This window comes from Variovorax sp. AC194 (assembly GCF_979257995.1).
The window spans coordinates 6001656-6028477 of the sequence record NZ_OZ409823.1 but is presented as its reverse complement, the minus strand read 5'-3'; the positions used below and the strand labels follow the sequence as shown (position 1 = coordinate 6028477).

The 26822-nt window shown below is 66.0% G+C and carries 24 protein-coding genes and 1 pseudogene; 18 read left to right on the top strand and 7 right to left on the bottom strand.

Features of this window, described 5'->3' with window-relative positions; genetic code table 11:
• Positions 1-2: 2 nt before the first annotated feature.
• On the bottom strand, positions 3-2705 hold the full coding sequence (locus ACZYRS_RS28550; protein ID WP_463421896.1) for a glycosyltransferase: 2703 nt from the start codon (positions 2703-2705) through the stop codon (positions 3-5).
• Positions 2706-2894: 189 nt separating this feature from the next.
• On the opposite strand from ACZYRS_RS28550, the gene ACZYRS_RS28545 reads away from it, so the two are divergent.
• The 7 genes from ACZYRS_RS28545 to ACZYRS_RS28515 all read left to right on the top strand — a co-directional run bounded on the left by ACZYRS_RS28545 (position 2895) and on the right by ACZYRS_RS28515 (position 10899).
• Positions 2895-5570, top strand: a complete 2676-nt coding sequence (locus ACZYRS_RS28545; RefSeq protein WP_463421895.1) for a hypothetical protein — start codon at positions 2895-2897, stop codon at positions 5568-5570.
• Positions 5567-6475, top strand: coding sequence for a UbiA family prenyltransferase (locus tag ACZYRS_RS28540; RefSeq protein WP_463421894.1), 909 nt, complete (start codon positions 5567-5569; stop codon positions 6473-6475). The genes ACZYRS_RS28545 and ACZYRS_RS28540 overlap by 4 nt, the downstream gene beginning before the upstream one ends.
• Positions 6476-6523: 48 nt before the next feature.
• The gene (locus ACZYRS_RS28535) at positions 6524-7348 is read left to right on the top strand and encodes a glycosyltransferase family 2 protein (RefSeq protein WP_463421893.1); all 825 of its coding nucleotides are present in this window, start codon (positions 6524-6526) and stop codon (positions 7346-7348) included.
• Positions 7345-8712, top strand: coding sequence for a UDP-glucose dehydrogenase family protein (locus ACZYRS_RS28530; RefSeq protein ID WP_463421892.1), 1368 nt, complete (start codon positions 7345-7347; stop codon positions 8710-8712). Before ACZYRS_RS28535 ends, ACZYRS_RS28530 begins: the two co-directional genes overlap by 4 nt.
• A gap of 20 nt (positions 8713-8732) precedes the next feature.
• Complete coding sequence (locus tag ACZYRS_RS28525; protein WP_463421891.1) at positions 8733-9752, top strand: UDP-glucuronic acid decarboxylase family protein; 1020 nt, start codon at positions 8733-8735, stop codon at positions 9750-9752.
• Positions 9753-9839: 87 nt separating this feature from the next.
• Complete coding sequence (locus ACZYRS_RS28520; RefSeq protein WP_463421890.1) at positions 9840-10253, top strand: PaaI family thioesterase; 414 nt, start codon at positions 9840-9842, stop codon at positions 10251-10253.
• A 376-nt stretch (positions 10254-10629) separates the two neighbouring features.
• Positions 10630-10899, top strand: coding sequence for a hypothetical protein (locus tag ACZYRS_RS28515; RefSeq protein WP_463421889.1), 270 nt, complete (start codon positions 10630-10632; stop codon positions 10897-10899).
• Between the two features lie 24 nt (positions 10900-10923).
• Here the strand turns inward: ACZYRS_RS28515 and dkgB are convergent, their stop codons facing one another.
• The 3 genes from dkgB to drt5 all read right to left on the bottom strand — a co-directional run bounded on the left by dkgB (position 10924) and on the right by drt5 (position 14987).
• Complete coding sequence (gene dkgB, locus ACZYRS_RS28510) at positions 10924-11754, bottom strand: 2,5-didehydrogluconate reductase DkgB (RefSeq protein WP_463421888.1); 831 nt, start codon at positions 11752-11754, stop codon at positions 10924-10926.
• Positions 11755-11815: 61 nt separating this feature from the next.
• The gene (locus ACZYRS_RS28505; protein WP_463421887.1) at positions 11816-13018 is read right to left on the bottom strand and encodes an MFS transporter; all 1203 of its coding nucleotides are present in this window, start codon (positions 13016-13018) and stop codon (positions 11816-11818) included.
• Between the two features lie 490 nt (positions 13019-13508).
• Complete coding sequence (drt5, locus tag ACZYRS_RS28500; RefSeq protein WP_463421886.1) at positions 13509-14987, bottom strand: antiviral reverse transcriptase Drt5; 1479 nt, start codon at positions 14985-14987, stop codon at positions 13509-13511.
• 187 nt (positions 14988-15174) lie between these two features.
• On the opposite strand from drt5, the gene ACZYRS_RS28495 reads away from it, so the two are divergent.
• On the top strand, positions 15175-15564 hold the full coding sequence (locus ACZYRS_RS28495) for a hypothetical protein (protein WP_463421885.1): 390 nt from the start codon (positions 15175-15177) through the stop codon (positions 15562-15564).
• Between the two features lie 204 nt (positions 15565-15768).
• Here ACZYRS_RS28495 and ACZYRS_RS28490 read toward each other — a convergent pair whose 3' ends face one another.
• Positions 15769-16260, bottom strand: a complete 492-nt coding sequence (locus ACZYRS_RS28490) for a hypothetical protein (RefSeq protein WP_463421884.1) — start codon at positions 16258-16260, stop codon at positions 15769-15771.
• Complete coding sequence (locus tag ACZYRS_RS28485; protein ID WP_463421883.1) at positions 16257-17249, bottom strand: M35 family metalloendopeptidase; 993 nt, start codon at positions 17247-17249, stop codon at positions 16257-16259. Before ACZYRS_RS28485 ends, ACZYRS_RS28490 begins: the two co-directional genes overlap by 4 nt.
• 252 nt (positions 17250-17501) lie before the next feature.
• On the opposite strand from ACZYRS_RS28485, the pseudogene ACZYRS_RS28480 reads away from it, so the two are divergent.
• The 5 genes and pseudogenes from ACZYRS_RS28480 (at position 17502) to ACZYRS_RS28460 (ending at position 20658) form a co-directional block, all read left to right on the top strand.
• Positions 17502-18058: pseudogene (locus tag ACZYRS_RS28480) on the top strand (DUF3455 domain-containing protein).
• Between the two features lie 74 nt (positions 18059-18132).
• Positions 18133-18705: a sigma-70 family RNA polymerase sigma factor gene (locus ACZYRS_RS28475; protein ID WP_463421882.1), complete on the top strand. Its 573-nt coding sequence runs from the start codon at positions 18133-18135 to the stop codon at positions 18703-18705.
• On the top strand, positions 18702-19436 hold the full coding sequence (locus tag ACZYRS_RS28470; RefSeq protein WP_463421881.1) for an anti-sigma factor: 735 nt from the start codon (positions 18702-18704) through the stop codon (positions 19434-19436). The genes ACZYRS_RS28475 and ACZYRS_RS28470 overlap by 4 nt, the downstream gene beginning before the upstream one ends.
• A gap of 238 nt (positions 19437-19674) precedes the next feature.
• On the top strand, positions 19675-19962 hold the full coding sequence (locus ACZYRS_RS28465; protein ID WP_463421880.1) for a hypothetical protein: 288 nt from the start codon (positions 19675-19677) through the stop codon (positions 19960-19962).
• 66 nt (positions 19963-20028) lie between these two features.
• Entirely contained in the window at positions 20029-20658 is a 630-nt protein-coding gene (locus ACZYRS_RS28460) for a DsbA family protein (RefSeq protein ID WP_463421879.1), read from the top strand.
• Positions 20659-20683: 25 nt separating this feature from the next.
• Here ACZYRS_RS28460 and ACZYRS_RS28455 read toward each other — a convergent pair whose 3' ends face one another.
• Complete coding sequence (locus ACZYRS_RS28455; RefSeq protein ID WP_198786198.1) at positions 20684-21595, bottom strand: LysR family transcriptional regulator; 912 nt, start codon at positions 21593-21595, stop codon at positions 20684-20686.
• Between the two features lie 205 nt (positions 21596-21800).
• Between ACZYRS_RS28455 and ACZYRS_RS28450 the strand changes: the two genes are divergently transcribed.
• From ACZYRS_RS28450 to ACZYRS_RS28430, 5 genes are all read left to right on the top strand, one after another.
• Positions 21801-22469 (top strand): hydrolase, encoded by a 669-nt coding sequence (locus tag ACZYRS_RS28450; RefSeq protein ID WP_463421878.1) that lies wholly within the window; start codon positions 21801-21803, stop codon positions 22467-22469.
• Between the two features lie 30 nt (positions 22470-22499).
• Positions 22500-22790 (top strand): DUF1427 family protein, encoded by a 291-nt coding sequence (locus ACZYRS_RS28445; RefSeq protein WP_463421877.1) that lies wholly within the window; start codon positions 22500-22502, stop codon positions 22788-22790.
• Positions 22791-22870: 80 nt separating this feature from the next.
• A complete protein-coding gene (locus tag ACZYRS_RS28440) occupies positions 22871-24769 on the top strand; it encodes an amidohydrolase (protein ID WP_463422551.1) in 1899 nt (632 codons plus the stop codon).
• Positions 24770-24771: 2 nt separating this feature from the next.
• On the top strand, positions 24772-25179 hold the full coding sequence (locus ACZYRS_RS28435) for a DoxX family protein (protein WP_463421876.1): 408 nt from the start codon (positions 24772-24774) through the stop codon (positions 25177-25179).
• Entirely contained in the window at positions 25172-26767 is a 1596-nt protein-coding gene (locus tag ACZYRS_RS28430; RefSeq protein ID WP_463421875.1) for an MFS transporter, read from the top strand. The genes ACZYRS_RS28435 and ACZYRS_RS28430 overlap by 8 nt, the downstream gene beginning before the upstream one ends.
• The last annotated feature ends 55 nt before the right edge of the window (positions 26768-26822 follow it).

Here is a 26822-nt window from a genome sequence, read left to right as displayed (position 1 = left end):
CGCTAGGGCTTGTCATGGCGAAACTCGTCGCCGTAGCGCCAGCGCTGGATGCGCTGTCGCAAGCGCGTGAGCATGCGCGTCACGAGGTACTGGCCCTTGACGTCCACGGCCGCGCTCGCGACCAGTTCAGCCCTGGTCACCACGCCGGAAATCCCGTAGCGCCAAAGGAGCACGGGCACCCGTGGCAGCCGCACGAAGTAATAGCCGGGATAGCGCAGCACGTCCCGCAGCACCCGGGTCCATAGCGATGCGTTGCGTGCACCTGCCGCCTTGTGGTCGCGCCCGGGCGATTGCCGTTGCTGCGCAGCAGTCTGGCCTCGGCGCAGACCCGACACCTGATCGAGGCGATCCCGCATGGCGGGTCCGACGACGCTGGCGGAAAAGTTCGCCGCCATGGTCCGCTGGCCGGCCAGCGCGATCTGTGCGCGCCATGCCGCGTCCAGCCACACGCGCCGCAACAGCCCGGCTGCGGCGTCGAGCCTGGGCTCAGCCCACAGCGTGCCCGCCGGATAGGGCCCATGGGCAACGGCGCTGGGCACGAGATCGAAAGGCACGAGCGCGGCGTTGCCGGCGTGCGTGAAATCGACGTTGCCGCTCCAACCGGTCGCCACCACCGGCAGGCCGTAGGCCATCGCTTCTGCAATCGAGAGACCGAAGCCTTCGGCGCGGTGCAGCGAGACGAAGCTGTCCACCGAGGCCAGCAGCCGGAAACGATCGTCGCTTTCCATCGCTGCGGTGAGGAACGACACGCGGTGGCCTGCGGCCGAATCGCGCAGCGACTGCACCAACGACGGCGCCGCTTGCGCATTCAGCGCCTTGACGATCAAACGCACCGCAGCGGATGGCGCGAACGCGCGCACGAACGCGGCCACGACCCCTTCGGGGTTCTTGCGGAACGGGACCGAAGCGACATCGAACTGGAACAGGAAGACGAACTCGTCGGGCGTGGCCTCCGGCAGCATGGCGGCAAGCCATTGGCGGTCGCGCTGCATGGGCGGGGGCATCACCATCGGCGGCATCACATGGACCGGCAGGCTCGTCTTGCGGCGAATGGCATCGGCGATGAATTGCGTGCCGGCCCAGATCTCGTCGACCAGTTCGAAACGATCGGCCCAGTCGCTGGGGAAGTCGGGCGTTTCCCAGTACCAGCAGCCGATGCGGTAGGGACCCAGGAGCTCGGCCGGAAGCTTCGACAGCACGTCGGGCAGCATGTCCGCATTGCAGCCCAGGATGGTCGCCGTGGGAGGCCCGGCTGCCCAGCGGGCGGCGGGGAGGGCGTAGCTGCCCGTCGGCGCCGAGGTGTCGAACGAGATGTCGTGGCAATGCACCGCCACGCCCGCCGCATCCAGCGCCGCGACGCTGTTGCGCGCGGCCTCCCCGACACCCAGATGCGCATGGAGGTAGCCCACGTAGTTCACGTTTGTGCGCTGCGCCTTGCCGGCCATGCCGAGGCGCTCCACGAGCTTGGGCTCAAGACCGAGTTCGCGCACGCCCGAGGTCCGCATCCAGGCCATCAGGCCCACGGTGTCCCGGCCGTCGGCGAAGGCGGCCACGAGGTCGCCGCGCATGTGCAGTACCGCGCGCAGGTATCGCGTGAGGTGATCGCCCGGCGCTTCGGCGCCCGCCCATTGAAGAAAGTCCGGGTCTTCCAGTGGGTCGCGCAGCTCGACGCTCTCGGCCAGCGCCTGGCGGTAGACCGCGCGGCATGCCCGGTCCCACCCGGTGCCGTCTGCAAAGGCCACGTGCGGAAGGCCGAGCGCGCGAAATCTGCGGAAGCCGGCGTCCAGCAGCGATTGCGCGTATTCGCCGAACAGCCGCTGCGCGTCGCCCGGCAGGTTCCAGCCGAAGCGGTTCTCGTAGCGCGAGAGCTGCTTCAGGTCGGGGTTGAAGCCGCTGAAATGAAAGAGGACCAGGTCCTGCGTATCGCCCGTGTCGCCGCTGTCGCCGCTGTCGCCCGCGTCGCCCTGCATCCGCCAGCGCTCGCCCAGCCATCTGGGCGTGCGCTCGTGGAGATTCCAATACGCCGCATTGAAGCCCTTGTGCCGCAGCACCAGCGCACCCGGCACCAGCAGCGGCGCGTAGTCCATCCATTTCTGGTCGGTGAAGACGCCGGTATGCACGTCCTCCAGGCAGAGCGTGCGCAGCTTGTGGTCCCACCACTGCAAGAGGTTGCGCACCCGCGGTGTGTCCCGCAGCGCCGCGAAGCCGAGGTTGTAGAGGCCCGCGCGCAGGATGACGAGATCGTCCGGCATGCATCCATCGTCAGGCAGCGGCGACAGGGCATGGGGCGTGAGCACCAGTTCGGGATCGTTCGCGCCGCCCTCCCAGAACAGATCCACGCGCTGGAACACGCGGATGTCAGGGTCCAGATAGACCGCGCGCGTCGCGCCCTGGTCGAGCAGGTAGCGAAAGCAGGCCGGCTTCACGCTCGTGGCGAACTCCAGCAGGCTGTAGTGGCTGCGGCGGTGGTTCCATTCCTTGAGTTCGAATGCCATCTCGGCCGCCAGCAGGACCACGTGGTCCGGCAACTGCGTGCCTTCGGGGGGCTCGTCGAGCAGAAAAACGAGCAGCGTCGCGCCAGGCTGATGCTTTCGCAGCGAGGCGCCCAGCACACAGGCGTGCGCAAGATAGTTGCTCGCGCAGATGGTGAAGACGGCGAGATCGGTCGGTGTCGAAGACCGATCGAGGAAAGGACGGCGCAGCATGGCAACCCCAGCCGCTTTGCGGCGAGAACTCGTTACTATAGTTTACAAAAGGCATAATTCCGCCCCACAGAACCTCCGCCGACGCACGGCAATTGGCACCGAGAAAGCATGGCGATGAGTGGAAACGGGCCCGCACCGTCGGGCAGCAGCACGGAGCGAAGACCGCGAGCGAAGCTTCCACTTCACGATGTGGCGATCGCGTGTGTGCTGGCATTGGCCGCTTTCCTCGTCTTCAACGCCAACGGCCGCCTGATTGCGGCCGCCGACACCTTCGCTGCGCGCCATCTGCCGTTCTCCATCCTGCGCAACCACACCGTTCTGCTCGATCCGATCGCCGATGCGGTCGCTCTCGGACGTTCTGCGCCGAACGCCGGCCACAACGGCACCGCCTTCTGGATACAGCAAGGACGCGACGCACACCTGGTCTCCAAGTACCCCCTGGTCGTGCCGCTGGTCGTCGCGCCGCTGTACCTCCCCGCGCTGCATTACCTGGACAGCGTCGGCTGGGACCCGCACATCGCCGACAAGGTGGCGCGCGCGATGGAGAAGCTGTGCGCCTCCCTGATCGCTGCGGCCTCCGTCGCCCTCGTGTTCATGCTGTTGCGCCGGCGCTGCGATGCGCGCACCGCCGGCGTGCTCAGCCTCGCCTACGCGTTCGGCACGACCACCTGGGTGATCAGCAGCCAGGCGTTGTGGATGCACGGCCTGGCGCAACTGCTCATCGTTGCGACGCTGTGGCTGGTCACCGGCCCGGCGACGCTGGCGCGCGTGGCGATGGCCGGCTTCCTCTGCGCGCTGATCGCGGCGAACCGCCCGCCCGATGCGCTCCTGGCCGCCGCGCTGGGCCTGTGGGGTTTGCGCTGGGCCGGGAGCCGCTGGCCCTGGCTCATCGTGGCCGGCGGCGTCCCGGTTGCCCTCACGCTGGCCTACAACCTGGGCGCGGTCGGGCATGTGGCCGGGGCCTATGCCCTGAGCGTGCATGCCAGCGATTTCAACGACAACGTGCTGGAAGGCATCGCCGGCCTGCTGTTCAGCCCGACGCGCGGGCTGTTCGTCTTTTCGCCCTTCCTGCTGTTCGTGCCGTGCCTGTTTCTCCTGGCGCTGCGGGACCGCGACACGCGCGGACTCACGCTGGCCCTGGCCGTGGCCATCGCGGTGCAGGTCCTGGGCTATGCGAGGGTCGACTGGCGGCAAGGCATTGCCTGGGGTCCGCGCTGGCTCACCGACATGGTGCCGCTGCTCGTGTGGATGCTTCCGCCCATCGTGGCGCGCCTGTCGCGCCCTGCGCGCGTGCTGTTCGCCGCCGCATGCGTCGCGTCCGTCGCCATCCAGGCGATCGGCGCCTTCTGGTACACCGGCGCGGTCGACACGGCCGTGCTGACCATGAAGACCGACGACCGGATGCGCCCCATGTGGGCGTGGCGCAATGCGGCCTTCGTGGCGGAGCTCTCGCATCCCCGCGTGCAACCCGATCTGCTGGCGGACCTGCGCGGGAACATCGACCTGATCCAGCCGCTCGACGTGCCGGTGCACGACGCGGCAGCGGGCGATCGCCTGGAACGCCAGCTCGATGTGGCCGGATGGGCGCTCGTGGATTCCTCGTCGCCCCAGGACATCGCGGTGCTGATCGACGGGCGCGAGGTCGCGGGCACGAACCACTTCTTCGATCGCCCCGACGTGGCCCAGACGCTGGCCGAAAAGAGCCCGGCCGGATGGCGTCTGCATGTGCCCCTCGGGGACCTGCAGGCCGGGCGCCACAAGCTCTCGGTGCTCGTGCGTCCCTATGCGGGCGGCGAGGTGCGGCTGCTGCGCGAGCGGTTCTTCGAGTTGCCGCCGGCAGGACCGGGCGATGCTGCAGAGCGCTTCCTGCAGTACGCATCGCGCCAGGCCGTCGAGCGCATCGCGCAAGCCCAGCAGGCGCCCGGGTACTGGCTCACTTCGTTCACCAGCGGCACGCGCTTCGAGCAGCCGCAGCCCGAACTCAATACCTACCTGAACGCGATCATGATCGACCTGGTGGGGCCGATCGCGCATGTTCCACGGATGGATCCGATGCTGGCGCGCGCGCAAGGCTTTCTTGCCAGCCAGATCGAGGACGACGGGCTGGTGCGCTATCACGGCAGGCCCGACGCATCGACCATCGGCGTGCTCGGATGCGCGATCACGCCCGATTCGGACGACACCGCGCTGGTGTGGCGCGTGGCGCCGGCAGCAGACCGCGCGAAGCTCGCCGCGGCAATGCGGACCCTGCGGCGCTTCACCACCGGCGACGGGCTCTACCGCACCTGGCTCGCGCCGCGGGCGGACTACCGCTGCCTCGATCCGGGGGCGGACCCGAATCCGGCGGACATCGGCATCCAGATGCACATCTACCTGCTGCTCGCCCAGGAGGACCCGCCCGCCGCGCGCGCGCTCTGCGCAACGCTCAAGCGGCGCGCCGACGACGACAGCCTCTGGGTCTACTACGCCGGCGCGCCGCCGGTGATGAGCCTGCGGCTGGCGGAGGTGCAGCGCGCCGGCTGCGCGCTCGAGGTGCCGGCATCGCGCCTGCAACCGGCGGTGCCCGCCCAGGCCGTGTGGGCGCAGGTCGCCTCGCTCGTGGCCCGGCTGCAGGACACGGCGCCCACCGCCGCGCAGAAAGCCGAAGCGACGCGGCTGCTGCAGGCTCTCGCCTCGCATGAATTCGCTGCGCTGGCCGGCAATCCGCCCCTGCTGTATCACAACGACATGAGCGCCACCGTGCGGCGCTTCTACTGGTCGCAGGAAGTGGGCTATGCGCTCTGGTTGCGGCTCTACCACGCCACGCGCGGCGCGCAGCTTCCGCCGGACCCAGCCCATGCCGCTTCGCCGAGGAGCGCTTCATGACGCGGCCCGAAGCCAAGACGGCCATCGCGCCGCAACGCCCCGCCTCGCTCGGGCGCCTGGTGTCGTGCATCCGCCTGGACGAGGTCTGCGTGCTGCAGGGCGCGCCGCTGATCGGCGCCTGCTTCGCGATGGCCGATTTCCGCGTGGCGACGTTGCTCTCCATCGCCGCGCTGGTCGCCGGCAACCTCCTGCTCGTGGCGCATGTGTTCGTGCTCAACGACTGGGCCGGCGCGCAAGGCGATCTCAACGACCCGACGCGCGTGGGCGCCACCTTCCTGGCCAAGGGAGAAAACGCCTCCAGGATGGCGGGGCTGGCCTGCGCGCTGCTCGCGCTCGCGTTGCTGGTCTTCGCCCTGGTGGGCCAGGCGCCGTTCGCGATCGCGCTGTGCATCGCCGCGCTCAGCGCCATCTACTCGTTCCCCGGCGCGCAAGGCAAGGGCGTGCCGGTGCTCAACTCCCTGCTGCACATGGTCGGCGGCACGCTGCACTTTCTTCTGGGGTATGTCGCGCTGTCGCCCGTGACGCCGCAGATGGTGGTCCTTGCCGGCTATTTCGGGCTCGTCTTTGCCGCGGGGCACCTGGTCCACGAAACGCGCGACCACGACAGCGACGCGCGAAACGGCATCCGCACCAACGCCGTCGCGTTCGGCAAGAAGGCATCGTTTCTCGCGGGGCAAGTGCTCTTCAGCATCGCCTACCTCACGCTGACCGTGCTCGCGCTGCGCGGGGTCGTTCCCCCCGTCCTGTCGCTGGCCGCGGTGTTGTATGCGGTGCACCTGCGCGCGGCATGCCGGGCACTGCGCGACGGGCTGACCTACGCGAGCGTTCGCCGGCTGCAGACCGTCTACAGAAACATTCACGTGCTGATCGGCCTGGCCATGCTGGCCACCGTCGCGCCCTGGTAGTTCGACCGCTCGCACCGGTTTTTTTCCCGCACCCTCATCAAGCCGCCCATGCTCTCCATCGTGATTCCCGTGCTCAACGAAGTCCGCACCCTGCCTCGCGTGCTCGTTGCCGTGTCCCGCGTGCTCCCGGAAGTCGACAAGGAAATCATCCTGGTGGACGACGGCTCCACCGATGGAACCCGCGAATGGATCCAGGCCCAGGTGCCCCAGGGGCTGCGCACCGGGGCGCACCCGGTCGGCGGCAGCGACGGAACGCTCACCTGGGCCGACGAGCCCGCGGCTTCGCGCCTCACCGTGCGGGCGCTGTATCACGCATGCAATCGGGGCAAGGGCGCCGGCGTTGCGACCGGCCTGGCCGCGGCCACCGGCAATGTCGTCGTCATCCAGGATGCCGACCTCGAATACGACCCCGCCGACTGGACCCCCATGTACGACCTGATCGCGCACCGCAAGGTCGCCGATGTGGTGTACGGCTCGCGCTTCGAGGGACAGCGAAACGGCAGCGCCAAGTTCATTTCGCTGTCGCAGGTCTCGGCCAACTGGCTGATCTCCAGGCTCTTCGGCATCCTGTACGGCAAGCGCTTCTCCGACATCGAGGTCTGCTACAAGATGTTTACCAAAGAGGTGAACGACACCCTGAATGTGACCTGCCCCGACTTCGGTTGCGAGATCCAGATCAGCGCCCAGATCGTGCGGCCCGGCCGATGGCGGATCAGCGAGCTGCCCGTGAGCTACCGCGGCCGTGGTTTCGACGAGGGCAAGAAGATCAACTGGCGCGACGGGGTCAAGGCACTGGGGTACCTGCTGTGGTTCCGCGTCTGTGCCCAGCCGGCCCGCTCGGCGCCCTTGCCGCTGTCCTCGCGCAACCCATGAAGATCTCCATCCTCGGCGCCGGCTATGTCGGCCTCGTCACCGGCACTTGCCTTGCGGAGACCGGCAACGATGTCGTCTGCTTCGATATCGACGAACGCAAGGTGCAGCGATTGCTTTCGGGCGACGTGCCGATCCACGAGGAAGGGCTGCCGCAGCTCATTGCGCGCAACGTGCTCGCCGCGCGCCTGGCGTTCACCAACGACGTCGCGCACGCCATCCACCACGGAGAGTTGATCTTCATCGCCGTCGGAACGCCCGCCGGCGAAGATGGACGCGCCGACCTGCAGCACGTGCTGGCCGCGGCGCGCGACATCGGCCGCCACATGCAAGATTCCAAGGTGGTGGTGGCCAAATCCACCGTGCCGGTCGGCACGAGCGCGCAGCTGCGCGCCGTCATTGAAGAGGAGCTCGCCGCGCGTCGCAGGCGCGACCTTGCGTCGGACGCCCGCCTGTCGATCGTCTCGAACCCCGAGTTCCTCAAGCAGGGCACCGGCATCGCCGACTTCATGCAGCCCGATCGCATCGTGGTCGGCAGCGAGCCCGGCGCCGCGGGCCAGCATGCGCGTGACCTCATGCGCCGCATGTATGCGCCCTTCAACCGCGACCGCGACCGCACCATCCACATGAGCCTGGAGGCGGCCGAATTCACCAAGTACGCAGCCAACGCGATGCTCGCCACGCGGATCAGCTTCATGAACGAGCTCGCGAACCTCGCGGAGAACGTGGGCGTGGACATCGAGCAGGTGCGCTGCGGGCTGGTGGCCGACCCACGCATCGGCAACAGCTTTCTGCAGGCCGGCGCCGGCTACGGCGGCAGCTGCTTTCCGAAAGACCTGCAGGCGCTGGTCCACACCGCGGCCGGCCACGGACAGCGCCTGCAACTGCTGGAGGCCGTGCGTGCCGTCAACGACGCGCAGAAGTTGCGGCTGGTCGACAAGATCGTGCGGCACTTCGGCCCCGACCTGCGCGGGCGCCGTTTCGGCGTGTGGGGATTGGCCTTCAAGCCCGGCACCGACGACATGCGCGAGGCGCCGAGCCGCGTCATCATCCAGGCGCTGCTGATGCGCGGTGCGCAGGTGGTTGCGCACGATCCGGTGGCCATCGAGGAGGCGCGCAAGACGCTCGCCAAAGACCTGCAAGGCCGCGCCGACGAGGCCGCCCGCCTGAGCTTCAACGACCAGGCCCTGCAGGCGGCGGAGGACTGCGATGCGCTGGTGATCCTCACCGACTGGAACGAGTTCAAGAATCCGGATTTCGACGCGCTGAAAATCGCGCTCAGGCAGCCGCTGATCTTCGACGGCCGCAACCTCTACGATCCGTCGATACGCGACCAGGGCATCGACTACCGGGCGGTCGGCCGCTGAAGAACGCCCGAGGTCCTTGCATGCATGACGACAACGCACCCCTGCGAACGCTCGTGACCGGCGGCGCCGGCTTTCTCGGCAGCCATCTGTGCGAACTGCTGCTCTCCGAGGGCTGCGACGTGCTGTGCGTGGACGACTTCTCCACCGGCGCCCGGCGCAATGTGGCGCATCTGCTGGGGCACCCGCGGTTCACGCTCGTCACCCACGATGTCACTCATGACATCACCCGCCATGTCACCCACGACGTCACTCGCGACCTTGCCACGCCGCTCGGTGCGCACGTCGACCGCATCTACAACCTCGCCTGTCCGGCCTCGCCCGTGCATTACCAGCGCGACCCGGTGCAGACCACCAGGACCTGCGTGCTCGGCGCGCTGAACATGCTGGCGCTGGCCCAGCGCGAAGGCGCGCGCATCCTGCAGGCATCGACCAGCGAAATCTACGGCGACCCGCAGGTGCATCCGCAGCGCGAGAGCTACTGGGGCAACGTCAATCCTGTCGGCGTGCGCAGCTGCTACGACGAAGGCAAGCGCTGCGCCGAGTCGCTGTTCTTCGACTATCACCGCCAGCACGGCGTGCAGGTGCGCGTCGCGCGCATCTTCAATACCTACGGCCCGCGCATGCATCCGCAGGACGGGCGCGTCGTCTCCAACTTCATCGTGCAAGCCCTGCGCGCGGAGCCGCTCACGGTCTACGGCGATGGCCTGCAGACCCGCAGCTTCTGCTTTGTCGACGACATGGTCGCCGGCCTGCACCGGTTCATGGAGGCCGAGGCGGGCGGCGCCGGGCCGGTGAACATCGGCAATCCGCAAGAGTTCACCGTGCGCGATCTCGCCCGGCTGGTCATCGAACTCACCGGCTCCTCGTCGAAGCTCGTCTTCGCGCCCCTGCCGAGCGACGATCCGACGCAGCGCCGGCCCGACGTGCGCCTGGCCGAGCAGATGTTCGGCTGGGAGGCCCGCGTGGGCTTGGTCGAAGGCCTGCAAAAAACCATTGCCCACCTGGACGCCCTGCTGTCGGCCCCTGCGTCCCGCGAGTGACCGTCGCGGCCCGCCCGGCGCCACGGCGCACCCGGCTTCGCATGAAAATGCCCGACACCTCACCAACGGCACCAACCGCACCAACCAATGAACGACGATCTGGAGGCCCGCATCCGCTCGGGCCAGGCACTGAGCGAATCGATGGGCAATTTCCACGTGACCGGGTGGGCGCCCGAGAGCAAGACGCTGCAGGCCGCCTTCACCGTGCGGCGCGAGTACTGCCACACCAACGGCACCATCGCCCAGGGCGGCTTCATCACCGCGTGGCTCGATGCGGCCATGGCCCATGCCGTGATGCACGACACGGCGCAGCAGCAGACCGTGTTCAGCCTGGAGATCAAGGTGAGCTTCTACGAGAAGGTCGGCCCTGGCGAGGGGCGCGTGGAAGCGCGGGTGATCAAGCGGGGAAAGCGCATCGCCTTTCTCGAGGCTGCGCTCTACAACGCCGACGGCAAGCTGGCGGCCGAGGCATCTTCGACCGGTTTGCTGGCGAGCCTCTAAGCGCTCGGCGGAAGTACCGTTTTTCCGTTCCGCCGACCGCGCATTTACTTGCGCCGGTTCAGCCAGTAGCGGACGAGGCCAAGTACGCAAAGGCCGGCGATCCAGCCCAGAACAGTCGGATTGATCGAGTCGAGATTCAAGAGGTTTCCCCAGCCGCGTCAGCGCTTGAGTTTTTGAAAAGATCGCCAGACGGATGACCGTTGGAGCAGCGCAGCATCGCCGCATAAAACGCCCGCGATCGAAGTGCACGAGCGTGCCACAGCGGCTGCCCGCAAAGCCATAAAGGCCCACAGCGCGCACGTGCGATCCGTTGTCCTACTCGCGCTCTGGAATTCGGGCGGCAGCGCCGCATCGTGTGCGGCGCAAAAACCGCGCCATGGCCACCTACGAGTCCATCCTCCACGTCACCGGCCGCTTCGAGGTCGTCGATGCGCACGAGCGCCCGGACGAGGTGCTCGAATACACCGAGTGCCTCTACCGCGTGAGCGTGACCAAGCGCTACCCGGTGACGCGCGGCCCGGTGAGCTACCGGCTTCGCGACGGCACGCCGCTGCGCCGCTCCAGCAAGGGCTACTTCGACACGCTCGACGGTGTGCGGCGGCTGTTCACGGTCGAGGCGGTCGAGAAGTCCGATGCGGGGTGCTGACAAACGCGCACCCCGCGTGATCGATCAGTCCCAAGCCGGCGAGAGGCCGGCCGGATCGGTGAGCCGTTCGCCACGGTCCAGCGCCGCCATCTGCGCCATCTCCGCATCGGTGAGCTTCAACTGCTGCGCCTTCAGATTGCCTTCGAGGTTCGCGCGCTTGGTGGACGACGGAATCACCGCGTAGCCCAGCTGCATCGCCCACGCGAGCGTGACCTGCGCGGTCGTCGCGCCGTGCGCCTTGGCGATCGCCTCGATCACCGGATCGGCGATGACCTTGCCGTACGCGAGCGTCATGTACGAGGTGATGTGGATGCCCTGGCTCTTTGCGAACTCCGCCACCTTGCGGTTCTGCAGGTACGGGTGCAGCTCGATCTGGTTGGTGGCGATGTTCTCCGCGCCCACGGCCGCAATCGCTTCCTTCATGAGCGCGATGTTGAAGTTCGACACGCCGATGCGCTTCGTGAGCCCCTGCGCCTTGGCCTCGGCCAGCGCGCCCATGAACTCGGCGACAGGCACCGCGTTGCCGGGCGAGGGCCAGTGGATGAGCGTGAGGTCGACGTGATCGGTGCGCAGCTTGGCCAGGCTCTCTTTCAGGCTGGGCACGAGCTTGGCCTTGGCGTAGTTGTCGGTCCAGATCTTGGTGGTGATGAAGAGCGCATCGCGCGCCACGCCGCTCTCGGCAATCGCCTGGCCCACCTCGGCTTCGTTGCCGTAGATCTGCGCGGTGTCGATCGCGCGGTAGCCCACGTCCAGGCCGTTCTTCACCGAATCGATCACCACCTGGCCCTTCAGGCGAAAGGTGCCGAGGCCGAAGGCGGGGACGGGTGCGTTGCTGTTGCTGTTCGTCGTTGTCATGGTCGTGTTGTCCTTGTGCGTTGAAAAAAAAGAGAAGAGAAGAAAAGAGAAACGAATCGGGTCAGTGACCAACCGGCACCGGCCCCGAGGCGCGAACCGGAATCCCGGCGCGGCGGTCCAGCGCGCCGCTCCACTGCGTGAGGGCCAGCGACACCAGCACCACCAGCGCGCCGATCCAGGGCGTGTGCATGAGGCCCAGGTGCGTCACGATCAGGCCGCCGGCCCAGGCTGCCAGCGCAATGCCCAGGTTGAAGGCCGCGATGTTCAGGCCCGAGGCCACGTCCACTGCTTGCGGCGTGAAGCGCTCCGCCTGCTTGACCACATACACCTGCAGCCCCGGCACGTTGCCGAACGCGACCGCGCCCCACATCAGCACCGCCACCAGCGCCAGCCACTTGTGCGGCGCCGCGAAGTTGAAGACCAGCAGCACGGCGGCCAGCAGCGCGAAGATGATCTTGAGCGCCGGAATCGGCCCCAGGCGGTCGGCCAGCTTGCCGCCCCAGATGTTGCCCACCGCCACCGACACACCGTACACCAGCATCACCCAGCCCACCGCGCCCGCGCTGAAGCCCGACACGTCGGTAAGGATCGGCGCGAGAAACGTGAACGGAATGAACGAGCCGCCGTAGCCGATCGCCGTCTTGGCATACACCAGCAGAAGCCGCGGCTCGGCCAGCACTTTTGCCTGCTGCGCGAGCGAGGCCGGCGCCGTGTGGCGGATGTTGTTGGGCACGAAGACCCAGCTGCCGATGAAGGCGACCACGCCCAGCGCCGACACGGCCAGGAACGTCTCGCGCCAGCCGAAATGCTGCCCGATGAACGTGCCCAGCGGCACGCCGGTAACGAGCGCCACCGTGAGCCCGGTGAACATGATCGCGATGGCGCTGGCCGCCTTCTCCTTGGGCACGAGGCCCGTGGCGATGGTCGAGCCGATCGAGAAGAACACCCCGTGCGCGAGGCCCGTGAGGATGCGCGCGGCCACCAGCGATTCATAGCTGGGCGCCTGCCACGCCAGCAGATTGCCGAGCGTGAACAGCGCCATCAGCCCGAGCAGCAGCGCCTTGCGCGGCAGCTTGCCCGTGAGGGCGGTGAGCACCGGCGCGCCGATGGCGACGCCCAGCGCGTAGAGGCTGACCAGCAAGCCCGCCGAGGGCAGGCCGATGGCCAGGTCAGCAGCGACGGTGGGGATGAGGCCAACGATGACGAACTCGGTCGTCCCGATGGCGAAGGCGCTGAGGGTCAGCGCGAGTAGGGCGATGGGCATGAGGCACTCCTTGAGGGGTTAGGAGGAGTGTCTTGGGGATACCTTTGCAGATAAATGGGGTGCTGGGCAGAAGATAGTTGCGCCTGAGTCAATGAATGGGCCGCCGATTCTTTTTAGCCTAACTAGTCAATTAGCTTAATAGGTAGAAGAAACAGGTTGGAATTCCAGATCCGTGAAGCGCATGCTCATCCAAGATGATTTTCCTTACACTCGCGTCCGCGTTAATGGAAGTCGATCCCGCTGCTTTGCGCGAGTTATGGGTATTTTTGGCGCGCTTGAAAATTGAGGGTAGTATTAAATTAAACACGCATGCCTTGTTCAATTTAAAGAGAAAAGAGTGCATGGAGCAAAAATAACCGGATTCTTTTAGGCTTTATAAAAAAATATCGTTCGACTTGAATTCGATGAGCAGGTTAATACTGCTGCCCGAAAAGAAAATCGAACGCTCGCGAAGTAAATAGGCAAGGCGTCTCAAATCGGCAGTCAGAGGTTAAAGCGATTTAATGCAGCCCGCTACCAGATGATTTAATGGGGATCCTTTGGAAAAATAGTCCAAGAGATAATTTCGCTCCGATTTTTTTAATGTTCTGGCTCCTGCTGCTGATGCCCAGGTTAGCCAGTGGGATCCCCCGGATTTGAGATGGCCATCCCGGATTTCTTTGAAACCATGATTTTGATCTGGTATTTCTAATATTTTGGCTTTGGCTATTGGAAAATTGTTCGCTCTTTCGTATAGGCGGTTCATGATGTCTCCATACTTCTTTGATTTCATAAGTCGTTCTTCGCATAAAACGGCAATCCAGAAGAGCTGAAATTCGATTAGATGAGTTGGACTCGAAACTAAGGTGAATATCTCGCTGGCAAGCGCTTCGGTGTCAGATATCCCGGCGCAGATAATGTTGATTTGCTTCGCGACACTGGGAAAGCGCTGGAGCAGTTGACCGATAACGCCGCTCAAGCTATCCGAATGGTCTTTTAAGATCGTCAGAATTAGTTCCACATCAGATTCTTCAGCTCTTTCGTCAATCAGTAGATCGAGTAAACGCGAAATTTGCTCATCACTTAAGTTTGCTATTATTTGATGTTCTTCGACTCCGAAAGAAGAAACGCCCTGAAAAGTTGGAATTTCGACGAATTCAATGAGCTCCGCTTTAATTTCGGAAACTTCGTCTTTCACCGTAGATGCGCCTGCCCCCGCAGCCGTTTTTGATGGATTGATATTCAAGGCCTTGGAGCCAAGTAACTCTTGAATTCTGAGAAAATCCATCGCGATGGTTGTTTCGTTGTTGTCGAATAAGTAGAAATCGTCCATGAAACGACACATCTGGCTCGATTTTATTTCTTTTGTCATGTCGACGAATTTTAAAAATTCGCTGCCAATCATTTTGCTTGGATAAAGACCGTGAGGTAATAAATCTATCGATCGGCCTGAGTTTATCTCTCTTAGGAACTTGCCAAATCCCTCATTGTCTTCGATGGACGTTCCCTGAAGAGACTCAAACCAATGCGTCAAATCATGGTGATATATTGAATTGAAGTATGAGGCGATGTAGAATTTTAGCGAGTGCTTGTTAAATATGTAGCCGCCATCGATGTCATCAAGAAACTCCGTGTAAGCTACATGAACGGGGATCGGCGTTCCATTTTCGAATCGATAGCCGTAGCTTTTTCTTTTTTCGCTTACGGGTTTGCGAAATGAATTTCTATTTCGATAAACCAAATCGTAAAGATAATACGTGGCAACCGGGTCGAGGCTGACGGTTCGCCTTAAATGATTTCGCGGCTTTGCTGCGAATACTCTTTGTTGAGGCAGGAAGCAATGCCCCTCATTTTCTGGAGCGTTGGAGAGAATTTTTTTATAGATATAGCTAGATAACTCAGCGCTATGGTTGGCGATGAGTAATGCGGTTGTCTGCAAAGGAAAAAGCGTAGACGCGAAGTCTGCGGCAAAAAAATCTTTGGTTTTCATTTTTCTAATCTCAATATTTGTTGTCGAGTTGCCGATTATTGAAAACTAAACGTGAATATATGTTGATTAATAATTGAATGCGTAGACTATCCTTGTCGCAACAATTGAATTTATTTTTTGGCTGTAGCGCGTCATGGATATACTTTCGCCTGTCGCGCTAGGTGGCGCGACCGGGTTTGGAAGCCTGATGAAACTCTTGGCAAAACTTGGAGACCATCTCATGGCTGAATCTGTTTGCGCCAGCGCGCAATCCCGTATCTCTACAGAAATTTCCGAACCTCAACCTCTCACCCTCGACACCCTCGCCCTCCAAACCTGCGACGACGCCGAAAACCTCAACGAGGTCCTGCGCGCCTACACCGCGTTCGAAAAGCTCATCGAAACCGGCGCCCCGAACGACAGCGAGGCGCTCGCCCCCACCCGCAGCGAACTGAGCGCCTTGCTGGGCCTCATCAACGAAGCGCTCGTGGCGCGCATCGGCGCCGTCAACGCAGCGGCTGGCGACGTTCGCCGGGCGCTGCAAGGCGGCACCATCGGCATCGGCAGCAGCAACAGCCTCCTGCCCTCGGCGGCGTAAGCAAGAAAGCGCCGGGCCGTCGGTGAGCCCGGCGGCCTTTTTTGTCTATTCGCGCTTTCCGTCCCCCCTCTCTTTTCGCCAGCGCTTGCAAGCTGTCTTGCGCCGCCAGCGCCCGGCCACTCACACGCCTGCCACGGGTGCATCGCGCACCCACCGCGCGCGTCCCGGGCTCACTCGCAGGCCTTCCTCTTTCTGCCGGGCCTTTCATCGCCGCTGCTCCTGGGGGTTGTAGAGCGGGTCGCCCATCTGGCACGGACACTCATGCGGGCAAGCAGGCAGAAAGTCGAGTTGCACGCCTCTGACGCCTTGGCTCTTGTCCCACTTCTTCATAGACGCAGGCGCGGGCTCCTCGACATGGCTGCGGCTCGGCAATTCAATCTTCGCAGCAGGAAACTGCAGGTTCTTCTGGAGCACGCGTGCGACGTTGCGAGCGCGCTCCATGCCCAGACCGCCAGGCGCGTGCTCCCCGGGCTCCGTGGACGCCCCGATGTAGATGGCTTGATGGTTCGCATACCGCTCGCGAAGATCGGCCATCCAGTTCGCCAGCCTCGACACCTGTGCGGCCGCTACCGTCGAAGAGTCGCGCTCGAAGTAGAGGCCGATCACCTTGATCGGGCTGCATGCGTGTGCGGCGGGAGCGGCCAGCACTGCAAGGGTGGCGGCCAATCCGCACAGGGTTGCGCTGCGACTTCTCATGCGACGCCAAGAATGTAGGCGCAGATGCTGTCCGCGTTGGCCAGAAGAGCGGCGTGGTTCTCTCTGCGCACTTGTCTTCTCGCGTCGATGGTGCCGTACCACGTGTCGTTCGAGCTGAAGGTGTCGTCGAAGTGCGTGACCTCGTGAATCAAGACCAGAAGCTGCGAGTCGCCATCGATGGCTTCGCCGGTGTCGAAGTTGGTCTTGTTGTCGCTGTAGCCACAAAAAGGAAGGCCGATCGCAATCGTGTGCATCGTGGTGTCCGTCTTGCATGCGGCGGCATCGGTCCCTCGTACGCTGCCCATGACGCAAGTCGCCAGTTTTCCGCCTTCGATGAAGCGGACGAAATTCCTGGCTTCCAGATCTCTCAGCACGCGCACGCATGCGGCCAAGCCCTTGTGCAGATGCTCGCGCGTGCGCTGGTCGGCGACGGCAAACCATGTCCTCACGCGGGCCTGGGCTTCTTCGTCCCAGCGTTCCAACTCGGGAAGCCGTTTTCTCGTGATGTAGTCGATCGCTATATCGCGCAGCCTCAGCGCCAGGGTGGTGAATTCCTTGTTGGTCATGTTCGGGCAGATCCTCTCGATCTGTTCGGCCTCGGGCGGATGCGTGACCGTGTCGTCCACTGTCTTCTTGAAGGCCGCCATCTCGGATTCGGCGGCATTGGCTGCGCTCGTCGTGCCTTCGGCTGCCCACGTGTCCGCATCGTCATAACTCGCCGATTGCTGCAGCACAGACAGCAGCATCTGCGGCACAGGGCAGTGGCAAACCACCACATCCCCCTCCAGCGCTGCCTCGGATATGAACTGCGGCCTCCGCGGCCCGCCGGCCTTCGCGATGATGCCGACGCTGTGGCACCCCTCGCAATACGCCCTGCTGCCGATCAACGCGACCCGATGGCCATGCAGTTCATACATCGGTCCGCCATAGGGCAGCACGCGGCCGCCAGGGGCCGGCGGATCGCCGACCACGAGAATTTTTCGCATCATCTTCAGAGCTCCCGGTTGTGGTCTGGGAGTTCTAGAGGGATGCGGCCGATGACACTGTGGACTAGTGTGAACCGGCTCGGAATTTGTCACGCTGATCGCCGGTTTCGAATTTCGCGGCGGCTTGTTGCAGAAGGTCCCGTGGAATCCGCGCCCGGAAAATATTTCGCACCCCCTGCATCCAAACGCGCATCTGGCGTGTAGACCCTTCAGCAGCGAGGAGCTGCTGACCCTCTACAACCCAGGAGCAATTCCATGCACACCTCCCGTTCGATCGCCGTCCTCGGCGCCATCTCCGCAGCCGCCGTCCTCACCGCCTGCGGCTCGATGTCGATGGCCCCCGCGTTCAACCAGTCCAGCCTCCCCCCACCATCCAGGTCCCCGCCGGCAACAAGGTCGCCATGGAAACCGTCGGCATGGGCGACATCACCTACGAATGCCGCGACAAGGCCAACACGCCCGGTGCGACCGAGTGGGTGTTCGTCGGCCCCGACGCCAAGCTCATGGACCGCAGCGGCAAGCAGGTGGGCAAGTACTACGGCCCGCCGGCCACCTGGGAGTCGATGGACGGCTCCAAGCTCACCGCCACGCAACTGGCCGTCGCACCCTCGGGCGCGACCAGCCTGCCGTTCCAGCTCGTGAAGGCCAACCCGGCCGTGGGCTCGGGCGCGATGACGGGCGTCACCTACATCCAGCGCGTGGCGCTGCAAGGCGGCGTGGCACCGGCGGCCGTGCCGTGCACGCCCGCCACCAAGGGCCAGCGGCAGGTCGTGAAGTACCAGGCCGACTACATCTTCTACAAGGCGTCCTGATGATCCGGGGGTGAATCTGCGGCGGCGTGTGCCGGTGCCACTACGATGGCGCCATTCACCACCCGCCGCCGACCTTGCCGCCCCCCACATCCACCGCCCCCTTCGACTACGACGCCGCGCTCATGGCCTGCGCCCGCGGCGACCGTCAGGCGTTGCAGCAGCTCTACCAGCGCGAAAGCCGGTACCTGATGGGGGTGGCGCTGCGCATCGTGCGCCAGCGCCAGCAGGCCGAAGACGTGCTGCACGATGCCTTCATCAGCATCTGGCAGCGCGCGGCGAGCTTCAACCCCGCGCTCGGCGAAGGCCGGGGCTGGGTCTACAGCGTGGTGCGCCACGCGGCGCTGAACATGGTGCGCAGCGGCGCGCGGCAGGTGAGCCTGGACGAAGACGCAGCCGTTGCGGTCGACGATCAGGCCTCGCTCGCGGCGTACGCGGCCGCGGGCGATCCGTTCGAGCTGCGCGCGGACCTGGGCCGGCTGCACGGCTGCCTCTCGGGGCTGGAGCCGGCGCGGCGCGACTGCATCCTCTATGCGTACGTCGAAGGCTGCTCGCATGGCGAAATCGCCGAGCGGCTGCACACGCCGCTGGGCACCGTGAAGGCCTGGATCCAGCGCGGCATGCGCGCGCTGCGGGAGTGCATGGGATGAGCACCGCTGAAGACAGAGACACCGACGACATCAACGACATCGACGGGCTCGCCGGCGAGTACGTGCTGGGCACGCTCTCGGCCAGCGCGCGCGCGGCGGTCGAGGTGCGCCTGCGGAGCGAACCGGCGCTGCAAGAAGCCGCGCGTGCCTGGGAGGCGCGGCTGCAACCGCTCACGGCACTGGCGGAGCCGGCCGAGCCGTCGCCGTCGCTGTGGACGCGCATCGAACGCAGCGTCGATGGGCTGGGCAAGGCGTCGAAGGCGCAAGCCGCTGGCGCGATCAGTTGGTGGAACAACCTCAAGCTCTGGCGCGGGCTGGCCGCGGGCGGTTTCGCCACGGCGGCGCTGCTGCTCGCTGTGGTGGTCACGCGCGTCGCGGCGCCGCCGGCCACGCAGTACATGGTGGTGCTGGTCGCGCCCGAGAACAAATCGCCCGGCTGGGTGATCCAGGCCAACTCGTCGCGGCAACTGAACCTCGTGCCGCTGGGCACCTTCGAGGTGCCGCCGCAGAAGACGCTGCAGTTCTGGACCAAGGCCGACCAGTGGCGCGGGCCGGTGTCGCTCGGCCTCGTGAAGCAACAGGGCCAGACGCTGCGCATCCCCATCGACAAGCTGCCGCCGCTGGAGCCCAACCAGCTCTTCGAGCTCACGCTGGAGCCGGAGAACGGCTCGCCGATCGACCGCCCGACGGGGCCGATCCAGTTCATCGGGCGCGCGGTCAAGGTGATGTAGGGCGAAGTCCGATTCGGCGCGAAAAGCCAGTTTGCAACTGGCTTGCAATTGAGGCGCGCAAGCTGCGAAGAATTTAACGGCGCAGCGCCGATCGACCGGCGGGCGCAGGCGGTTGCGGGCCATCGGCGCACAGATACTGGAAGCGACGTCACAAGCAGCCCCATGGACATCGCCTCGCAGTCTTCGCATCGCGTGCGTTCATGGTTTTTTCGATTCCCGGATCGCCCGAATCCATCCCATGACCGACACACCGAAACCACAGCCCTCGAAGGCACAAGTTCCCGCCCTCACCACCTCCACGACCCCCTCCGACGCGAACGAAATGACCGTGCGCAGGCTGGCCGCCAAGCTGCAGTCGCAGCAGGTCGCGCACCAGGCGCAGGTCGCGGTGCTCACGAAGAAGCTCGATGAATGCAGGGATCGCTACGCGCGGCAAGGCGCGCTGTTGTCCAACCAGATCGCCACGATCCTGGAGCGCATCGATGCCATCAGGCGGTCTCTGCCGCCATCCGGCAGGCCCGGCTGAGCGGGCGGATCGCATCGCCACGAGGGAGTGGCGGTCGTGGTCATTGGCGCTGAAGATAATCGGGCCATGATCGCCCTCGACTGCTACTACAGCCTTTCTTCCCCCTGGGCCTACCTCGGTGGGCCGCAACTGCAGGACATCGTGCGCCGCCACCATGTGCAGCTCACGCTCAAGCCCTACGACTTCCAGGCCGTGGTGCCGCAGACTGGCGGCATTCCGCTGAAGACGCGCCCCGAGCCGCGCCGCACGTACCACGCGCTCGAACTCGCGCGCTGGAGCGAGTACCTCGGCATGCCGATGAACCTCGCGCCCGCGTACTACCCGAAGGGCGCGCCGACCGATCCGAACTGGAACAAGTACGCCGGCTGGATGGTGATCGCCGCCCAGCTGCAGGGGCTCGATGCGCAGCCGCTTTCGCACGCGCTGCTGCGCGCGCTCTGGGCCGAGGAGCGCGACACCGCGCAGGCCGAAGTGCGCATCGCGGTCGCCGACGAGAACGGCTACGACGGCGCTTCGCTGCAGGCGCTGGAGCAGGGGGCCGAAACGCTGGCGGTGTACCGCGCGAACAGCGCGGAGGCCGTGGAGGCGGGCGTCTTCGGCGCGCCGACGTTCATCCTGAACGGCGAGCGCTTCTGGGGGCAGGACCGGTTGGCGTTTCTCGACCGGGCGCTGGACAAGCTGCGCGCCGGCCGCTGAGCGCCGGGCCCATCGCTTCACGCTTTCAGAGAAACGACCGCGGCAACAGCGCCGGCACCAGCGTGCGGTTCATCCGCTCGCGCCACCAGCGCAGCGCCTGCCCCTTCGCACCGGTCTTCCACGCGAGCCAGAACGCCTCGGGCGCGCGCGGCTCCTCGGTGGGGAGCTCGACCAGCGTGCCGCGCTTGAGCTCGTTCGCGATGCACGCGCGCGGCAAGAAGCCGTGGCCCAGGCCCGCCACCTGGCAGGCCACTTTCGCGGCCATCGACGGCACGGTGATGCGCGGCTGGCCCGCCAGGAGGCCCACGGTGCGGTCCGACAGCGTGCGGGCGCTGTCGCCCACCACGATGGCGTTGCAGTCGAGCAGGTCGCCGCGTTGCAGCGGGCGCGCCAGGCGCGTGAGCGGGTGCGTGGCCGCCACGCAGAACGCGAACGCCAGGCTCCCCACGGTCACGGCCTGGTAGCCGCCGCCGGCGGGCCCCTCGCCCGCGGCGATGACGATGTCCGCGCGCCCCTCGCGCAGCGCCTCCCAGCTGCCGGTGAGCGCCTCGCAGCCCACGCGCAGCCGCGTGCCGCAGCGCAGGTCCTCGAAGGCGCGGATGTCGTCGATGAGCGCCTCGGTCGGAATGATCGAGTCGTGCACCAGGCGCAGCTCCGACTCGTAGCCGGTGGCGATCTGCCGCATGCGCGATTCCAGGTCGCTCGCGGCACTCAGCAGCCAGCGGCCTTCTTTCAGCATTTCCTCGCCGACGGGGGTGAGCGTCACGCGCGGGCCGTTGCGCTCGAACAGCAGCATGCCCAGCTGCTCCTCGAGCTTGCCGACCGCGTACGAGATGGTGGAGGGCACCTTGTTCAGGCGCGTGGCGGCGGCGGCGAAGGAGCCGTGGCGCGCGATGGCGTCGACGACCTCGATGGCTTCCAGGCTGAGTTTGAGCACGCGGCGGTCCTTGAAGAAAAGAAGGCGGGAAAGGGGGCGGGAAAGAGGGTGGAAGCCAATGATCGAAAACTTCGATCGTCAAGGCTGAAAAGTTTCGTCAATGCCTGGGGCGTGGGCCGCGATGATTCAGCCCATGCCTAGGAGATTCGCTCCGAAAGCGATTGTGAAACGAATCGATCATTCATTCAACCCCGAGGAGCCTTTCATGTCCATCCAAGCCACCACCCCCGTCGCCACCGCCACCGCGGGTTCCAAGCTGCTCACCCCCGCCGACCACACGCTGGTGATGATCGACTTCCAGTCGCAGATGGCCTTCGCCACGCACTCGATCGACGCGGTGAACCTGCGCAACAACGCCGCGCTGGTGGCGCAGGCGGCGGCCGGCTTCAAGGTGTCCACGATCCTCACGACGGTGGCCGAGAAGAGCTTCTCGGGCCCGATGTTCAGCGAGATCACCGACGCCTTCCCGGGCCAGAAGATGCTGGACCGCACCTCGATGAACACCTGGGAAGACGCGGCCGTCATCGAGCGCGTGAACGCCATCGGCAAGCCGCGCATCGTTCTGGCGGGCCTGTGGACCAGCGTGTGCATCGTGGGCCCGGCGCTCTCGGCGCTGGAGCAGGGCTTCGAGGTGTACGTGATCGCCGATGCCTGCGGCGACGTGTCCGCCGAGGCGCACAACCGCGCGATGGACCGCATGGTGCAGGCCGGCGCGCGGCCGATGACCTCGCTGCAATACCTGCTGGAGCTGCAGCGCGACTGGGCCCGCGGCGACACCTACGAGCTCACGACCGGCATCGCGAAGAAGGTGGGCGGCGCCTACGGCATCGGCATCAACTACGCAAAAAGCATGTTCGGCGCCCACGAAGGCTGAGCGGACGAAGAACGAAAGAGAGCGCCGGCCATGAAGCCTTATGTCGTCTCCCTTGCGCTGGGCCTTCTGGTCGGCGTGATCTACGCGCTCTTCCAGGTGCGCTCGCCGGCGCCGCCGGTGATCGCCCTGGTGGGCCTGCTGGGCATCCTGCTCGGCGAGCAGCTGCCGCCGCTGGTGCGCCAGGTGCTGGACCGTCGGGCGGCCACCTCGTGGCTGCACCACCAGGTCAAGCCGCACGTGTTCGGCGAGTTGCCGAAATGCGTGAAGCCCGAGGCGGTGAAGACTGCCGCGAGCCGCCCGTCCGACAGGAGCGACGCATGAGCGCTACCGATCCGCAACGCCGCCACTTCGTGGGCGCCCTCGGCGCCTTCGCCGCCACCTCACTCCTACCCGCAACGACCATGGCCGACACCCTGAATCCGACCCCCGACCTCATCCTGCACAACGGCCGCTTCACCACGCTGGACCGTGCCAATCCCACGGCCGACGCCGTGGCCATCAAGGAGGGCCGCTTCACCCGCGTGGGCCGCGCCGAAGAGGTGATGGCGCTCGCCGGCAGCCGCACCCGCGTCATCGACCTCGGGGGCAAGCGCGTGCTGCCGGGCCTCATCGACAACCACCTGCACATCATCCGCGGCGGCCTGAACTACAACATGGAGTTGCGCTGGGACGGCGTGCGGAGCCTGGCCGATGCGATGTCGATGCTGCGGCGGCAAGTGGCGATCACGCCCGCGCCGCAGTGGGTGCGGGTGGTGGGCGGCTTCACCGAGCACCAGTTCGCCGAGAAGCGCCTGCCCACCATCGCCGAGCTGAACGCGGTCGCGCCCGATACGCCGGTGTTCATCCTGCACCTGTACGACCGCGCGCTGCTCAACGGCGCCGCGCTGCGCGCCGTGGGCTATACCAAGGAAACGCCCGCGCCCCCCGGCGGCGAGATCGTGCGCGACAGCGCCGGCAACCCCACGGGCCTGCTGCTGGCCAAGCCGAACGCAGCGATCCTCTACGCCACGCTCGCCAGAGGCCCGAAGCTGCCGTTCGACTACCAGCTCAATTCGACGCGCCATTTCATGCGCGAGCTCAACCGCCTGGGCGTGACCGGCGCCATCGACGCGGGCGGCGGCAACCAGAATTTCCCGGACGACTACGAAGTGATCCGCAAGCTCCACGACGACGGGCAGCTCACCATTCGCCTGGCCTACAACCTCTTCACGCAAAAGCCCAAGGCCGAGAAGGAAGACTTCCTCAACTGGACGGCGAACTCGACGTACAAGCAGGGCGACGACTACTTCCGGCACAACGGCGCGGGCGAGATGCTGGTGTTCTCGGCGGCCGACTTCGAGGACTTCCGCCAGCCGCGCCCCGACATGGCGCCCGAGATGGAGGGCGACCTCGAAGGCGTGGTGCGCATCCTCGCCCAGAACCGCTGGCCCTGGCGCATGCACGCGACCTACGACGAGACCATCAGCCGCTCGCTGGACGTGTTCGAGAAGGTGAACAAGGACACGCCGCTCGCGGGCCTGAACTGGTTCTTCGACCACGCCGAGACGATCTCCGAGAAGTCGATGGACCGCATCGCCGCGCTGGGCGGCGGCGTGGCGGTGCAGCACCGCATGGCCTACCAGGGCGAGTATTTCGTGGAGCGCTACGGCGCCGGCGCGGCCGAGGCCACGCCGCCGGTCAAGCGCATGCTCGAGCGCGGCCTGAAGGTCTCGGCCGGCACCGACGCGACGCGCGTGGCCTCGTACAACCCGTGGGTGTCGCTCGCGTGGCTGGTCACGGGCAAGACGGTGGGCGGCATGCAGCTCTACCCGCAGCGCAATTGCCTGGACCGCGAAGGCGCGCTTCGCATGTGGACCGAGAACGTCACCTGGTTCTCGAACGAGGAGGGCAAGAAGGGCCGCATCCAGGCCGGCCAGCTCGCCGACCTGGTGGTGCCCGACCGCGACTATTTCGCGTGCGCCGAATCGGAGATCGCCGACACCACGGCGCTGCTCACGATGGTGGGCGGCAAGGTGGTCTATGGCGTGGGCCCGTTCGCCGCGCACGACGAAGGCGCGCCGCCGCCGGCCATGCCCGACTGGTCGCCCGTGCGCACCTTCGGCGGCTATGCGGGCTGGGCTGACACGGCAGAAGGCGCACCGCTGCAGAAGGTGATGCGCAACGCCGCCATGTCGTGCGCCTGCGCCAACGACTGCAACGTGCACGGCCACCAGCACGCGACGGCCTGGAGCAGCAAGCTCCCCATTGCCGACCTCAAGAGCTTCTGGGGCGCGCTCGGCTGCGCCTGCTGGGCGGTGTGATCATGAAGACGATGCACTGGACCCTTTCACCCGCCGTGCGCTGGGTTGCCTTGCTGTTGCTCTGCGCGGCCTACCTGCAGGGCGGGCTGAACAAGGCGATGGACTTCGGCGCCGCCATCGGCGAGATGAACCATTTCGGCCTGTCGCCGGCCGCGCCGTTCGCGGCGGCGGTGATCGCGCTGGAACTGGGCGCCGCGGCGCTCATACTCACCGGCTTCTGGCGCTGGCTTGGCGCGCTGGCGCTCGGGGCCTTCACGCTGATGGCTACCTTCGTGGCGCTGCGTTTCTGGGAGATGCCGGTGGGGCAGGAGCGCTTCATGGCGGCCAACTCCTTCTTCGAACACCTGGGCCTGGTCGGCGGCTTCTTGCTCGTCGCCTGGCTCGACCTGAAAGAGCGTGCCCATGTCTGAACCGCAGAAAACTGAGCCCCAAAAAACCGCCGGCGCCTTCGCGCCGCTGCGCCAGCCGGTCTTCGCCGTGCTGTGGGCCGCCACCGTGCTCGGCAACATCGGCAGCTTCATGCGCGACGTGGCCAGCTCGTGGCTGGTGACCGACCTCTCGGCCAGCCCGACGGCGGTGGCGCTGATCCAGACGGCGGCCACGCTGCCGATCTTCCTGCTGGCGATTCCGGCGGGGGTGCTCTCGGACATCCTCGACCGGCGGCGCTTTCTCATCTTCGTGCAGGTGATGCTGGCGGCCGTGAGCGGCACGCTGCTGGTGCTCTCGCAGAACGGCGCGCTCACGGTGGAGTACCTGGTCGCGCTGACCTTCGTGGGCGGCATCGGCGCGGCGCTGATGGGGCCGACCTGGCAGTCGATCGTGCCGGAGCTGGTGCCGCGCGGCGACCTCAAAAACGCGGTGGCGCTGAACTCGCTGGGCATCAACATCTCGCGCGCCATCGGGCCGGCGGCCGGCGGGCTGATCCTCGCGAGCTTCGGTGCGGCGGCCACCTACGGGCTGGATGTGCTGAGCTATGTGTTCGTGATCGCGGCGCTCTTGTGGTGGAAGCGGCCGGCGGCGGTGGACAGCGGTCTCTCCGAGAACTTTCTCGGCGCCTTCCGCGCGGGCATCCGCTACACGCGGGCCAGCAAGGAGTTGCACGTGGTGCTGCTGCGCGCGGCGGTGTTCTTTCTCTTCGCGAGCTCGGTGTGGGCGCTGCTGCCGCTGGTGGCGCGCCAGATGCTCGGCGGCACGGCGAGCTTCTACGGCATCCTGCTCGGCGCGGTGGGCGCGGGCGCCATCGGCGGCGCGCTGGTGATGCCGCGGCTGCGTGCGCGGCTCGACGCCGACGGCATGCTGCTCCTGGCGGCGCTCTTGACCGCGGGCGTGATGGGCGCGCTGGTCTTCGCGCCGCCGCAGTGGCTGGCGGTGGCCTTGCTGCTGCTCCTCGGGCTGGGCTGGATCATCGCGCTCACCACGCTCAACGGGGTGGCGCAGTCGATCCTGCCGAACTGGGTGCGCGGGCGCGGGCTCGCGGTGTACCTCACGGTGTTCAACGGCGCGATGGCGGCCGGGAGCCTGGGCTGGGGGCTCATCGCGCAGCAGATCGGCGTGCCGTTCACGCTGGTGGCGGGTGCGGTCGGGCTGGTGGTGACGGGGCTCGTCTTCCATCGGGTGCGCCTGCCCGCCGGCGAGGCCGACCTGCAGGCCTCCAACCACTGGCCCGAGCCGCTGCTGGCCGAACCCGTGGCGCACGACCGCGGGCCGGTGATGATCCAGGTGGAGTACCGCATCCGCAAGGACGACCGGCCCGCGTTCCTGGAGGCGATGAAGAAGCTCTCGCTGGAGCGCCGCCGCGACGGGGCCTACGCCTGGGGCGTGCACGAGCACACGGCCGATGCGGAACGGGTGATGGAGTGGTTCCTCGTGGAGTCGTGGGCCGAGCACCTGCGCCAGCACCACCGCGTGTCGCACGCCGATGCCGACCTGCAGGCCGAGGCGCTGCGCTTTCACATCGGGCCCGGGAAGCCCGAGGTGCATCACTTCCTGGCGCTGTAGAGAGTTTGGCGGGTTTACCAGCGTGGGGTCGTCGTCGGCGGTGCCGGTGGCGATA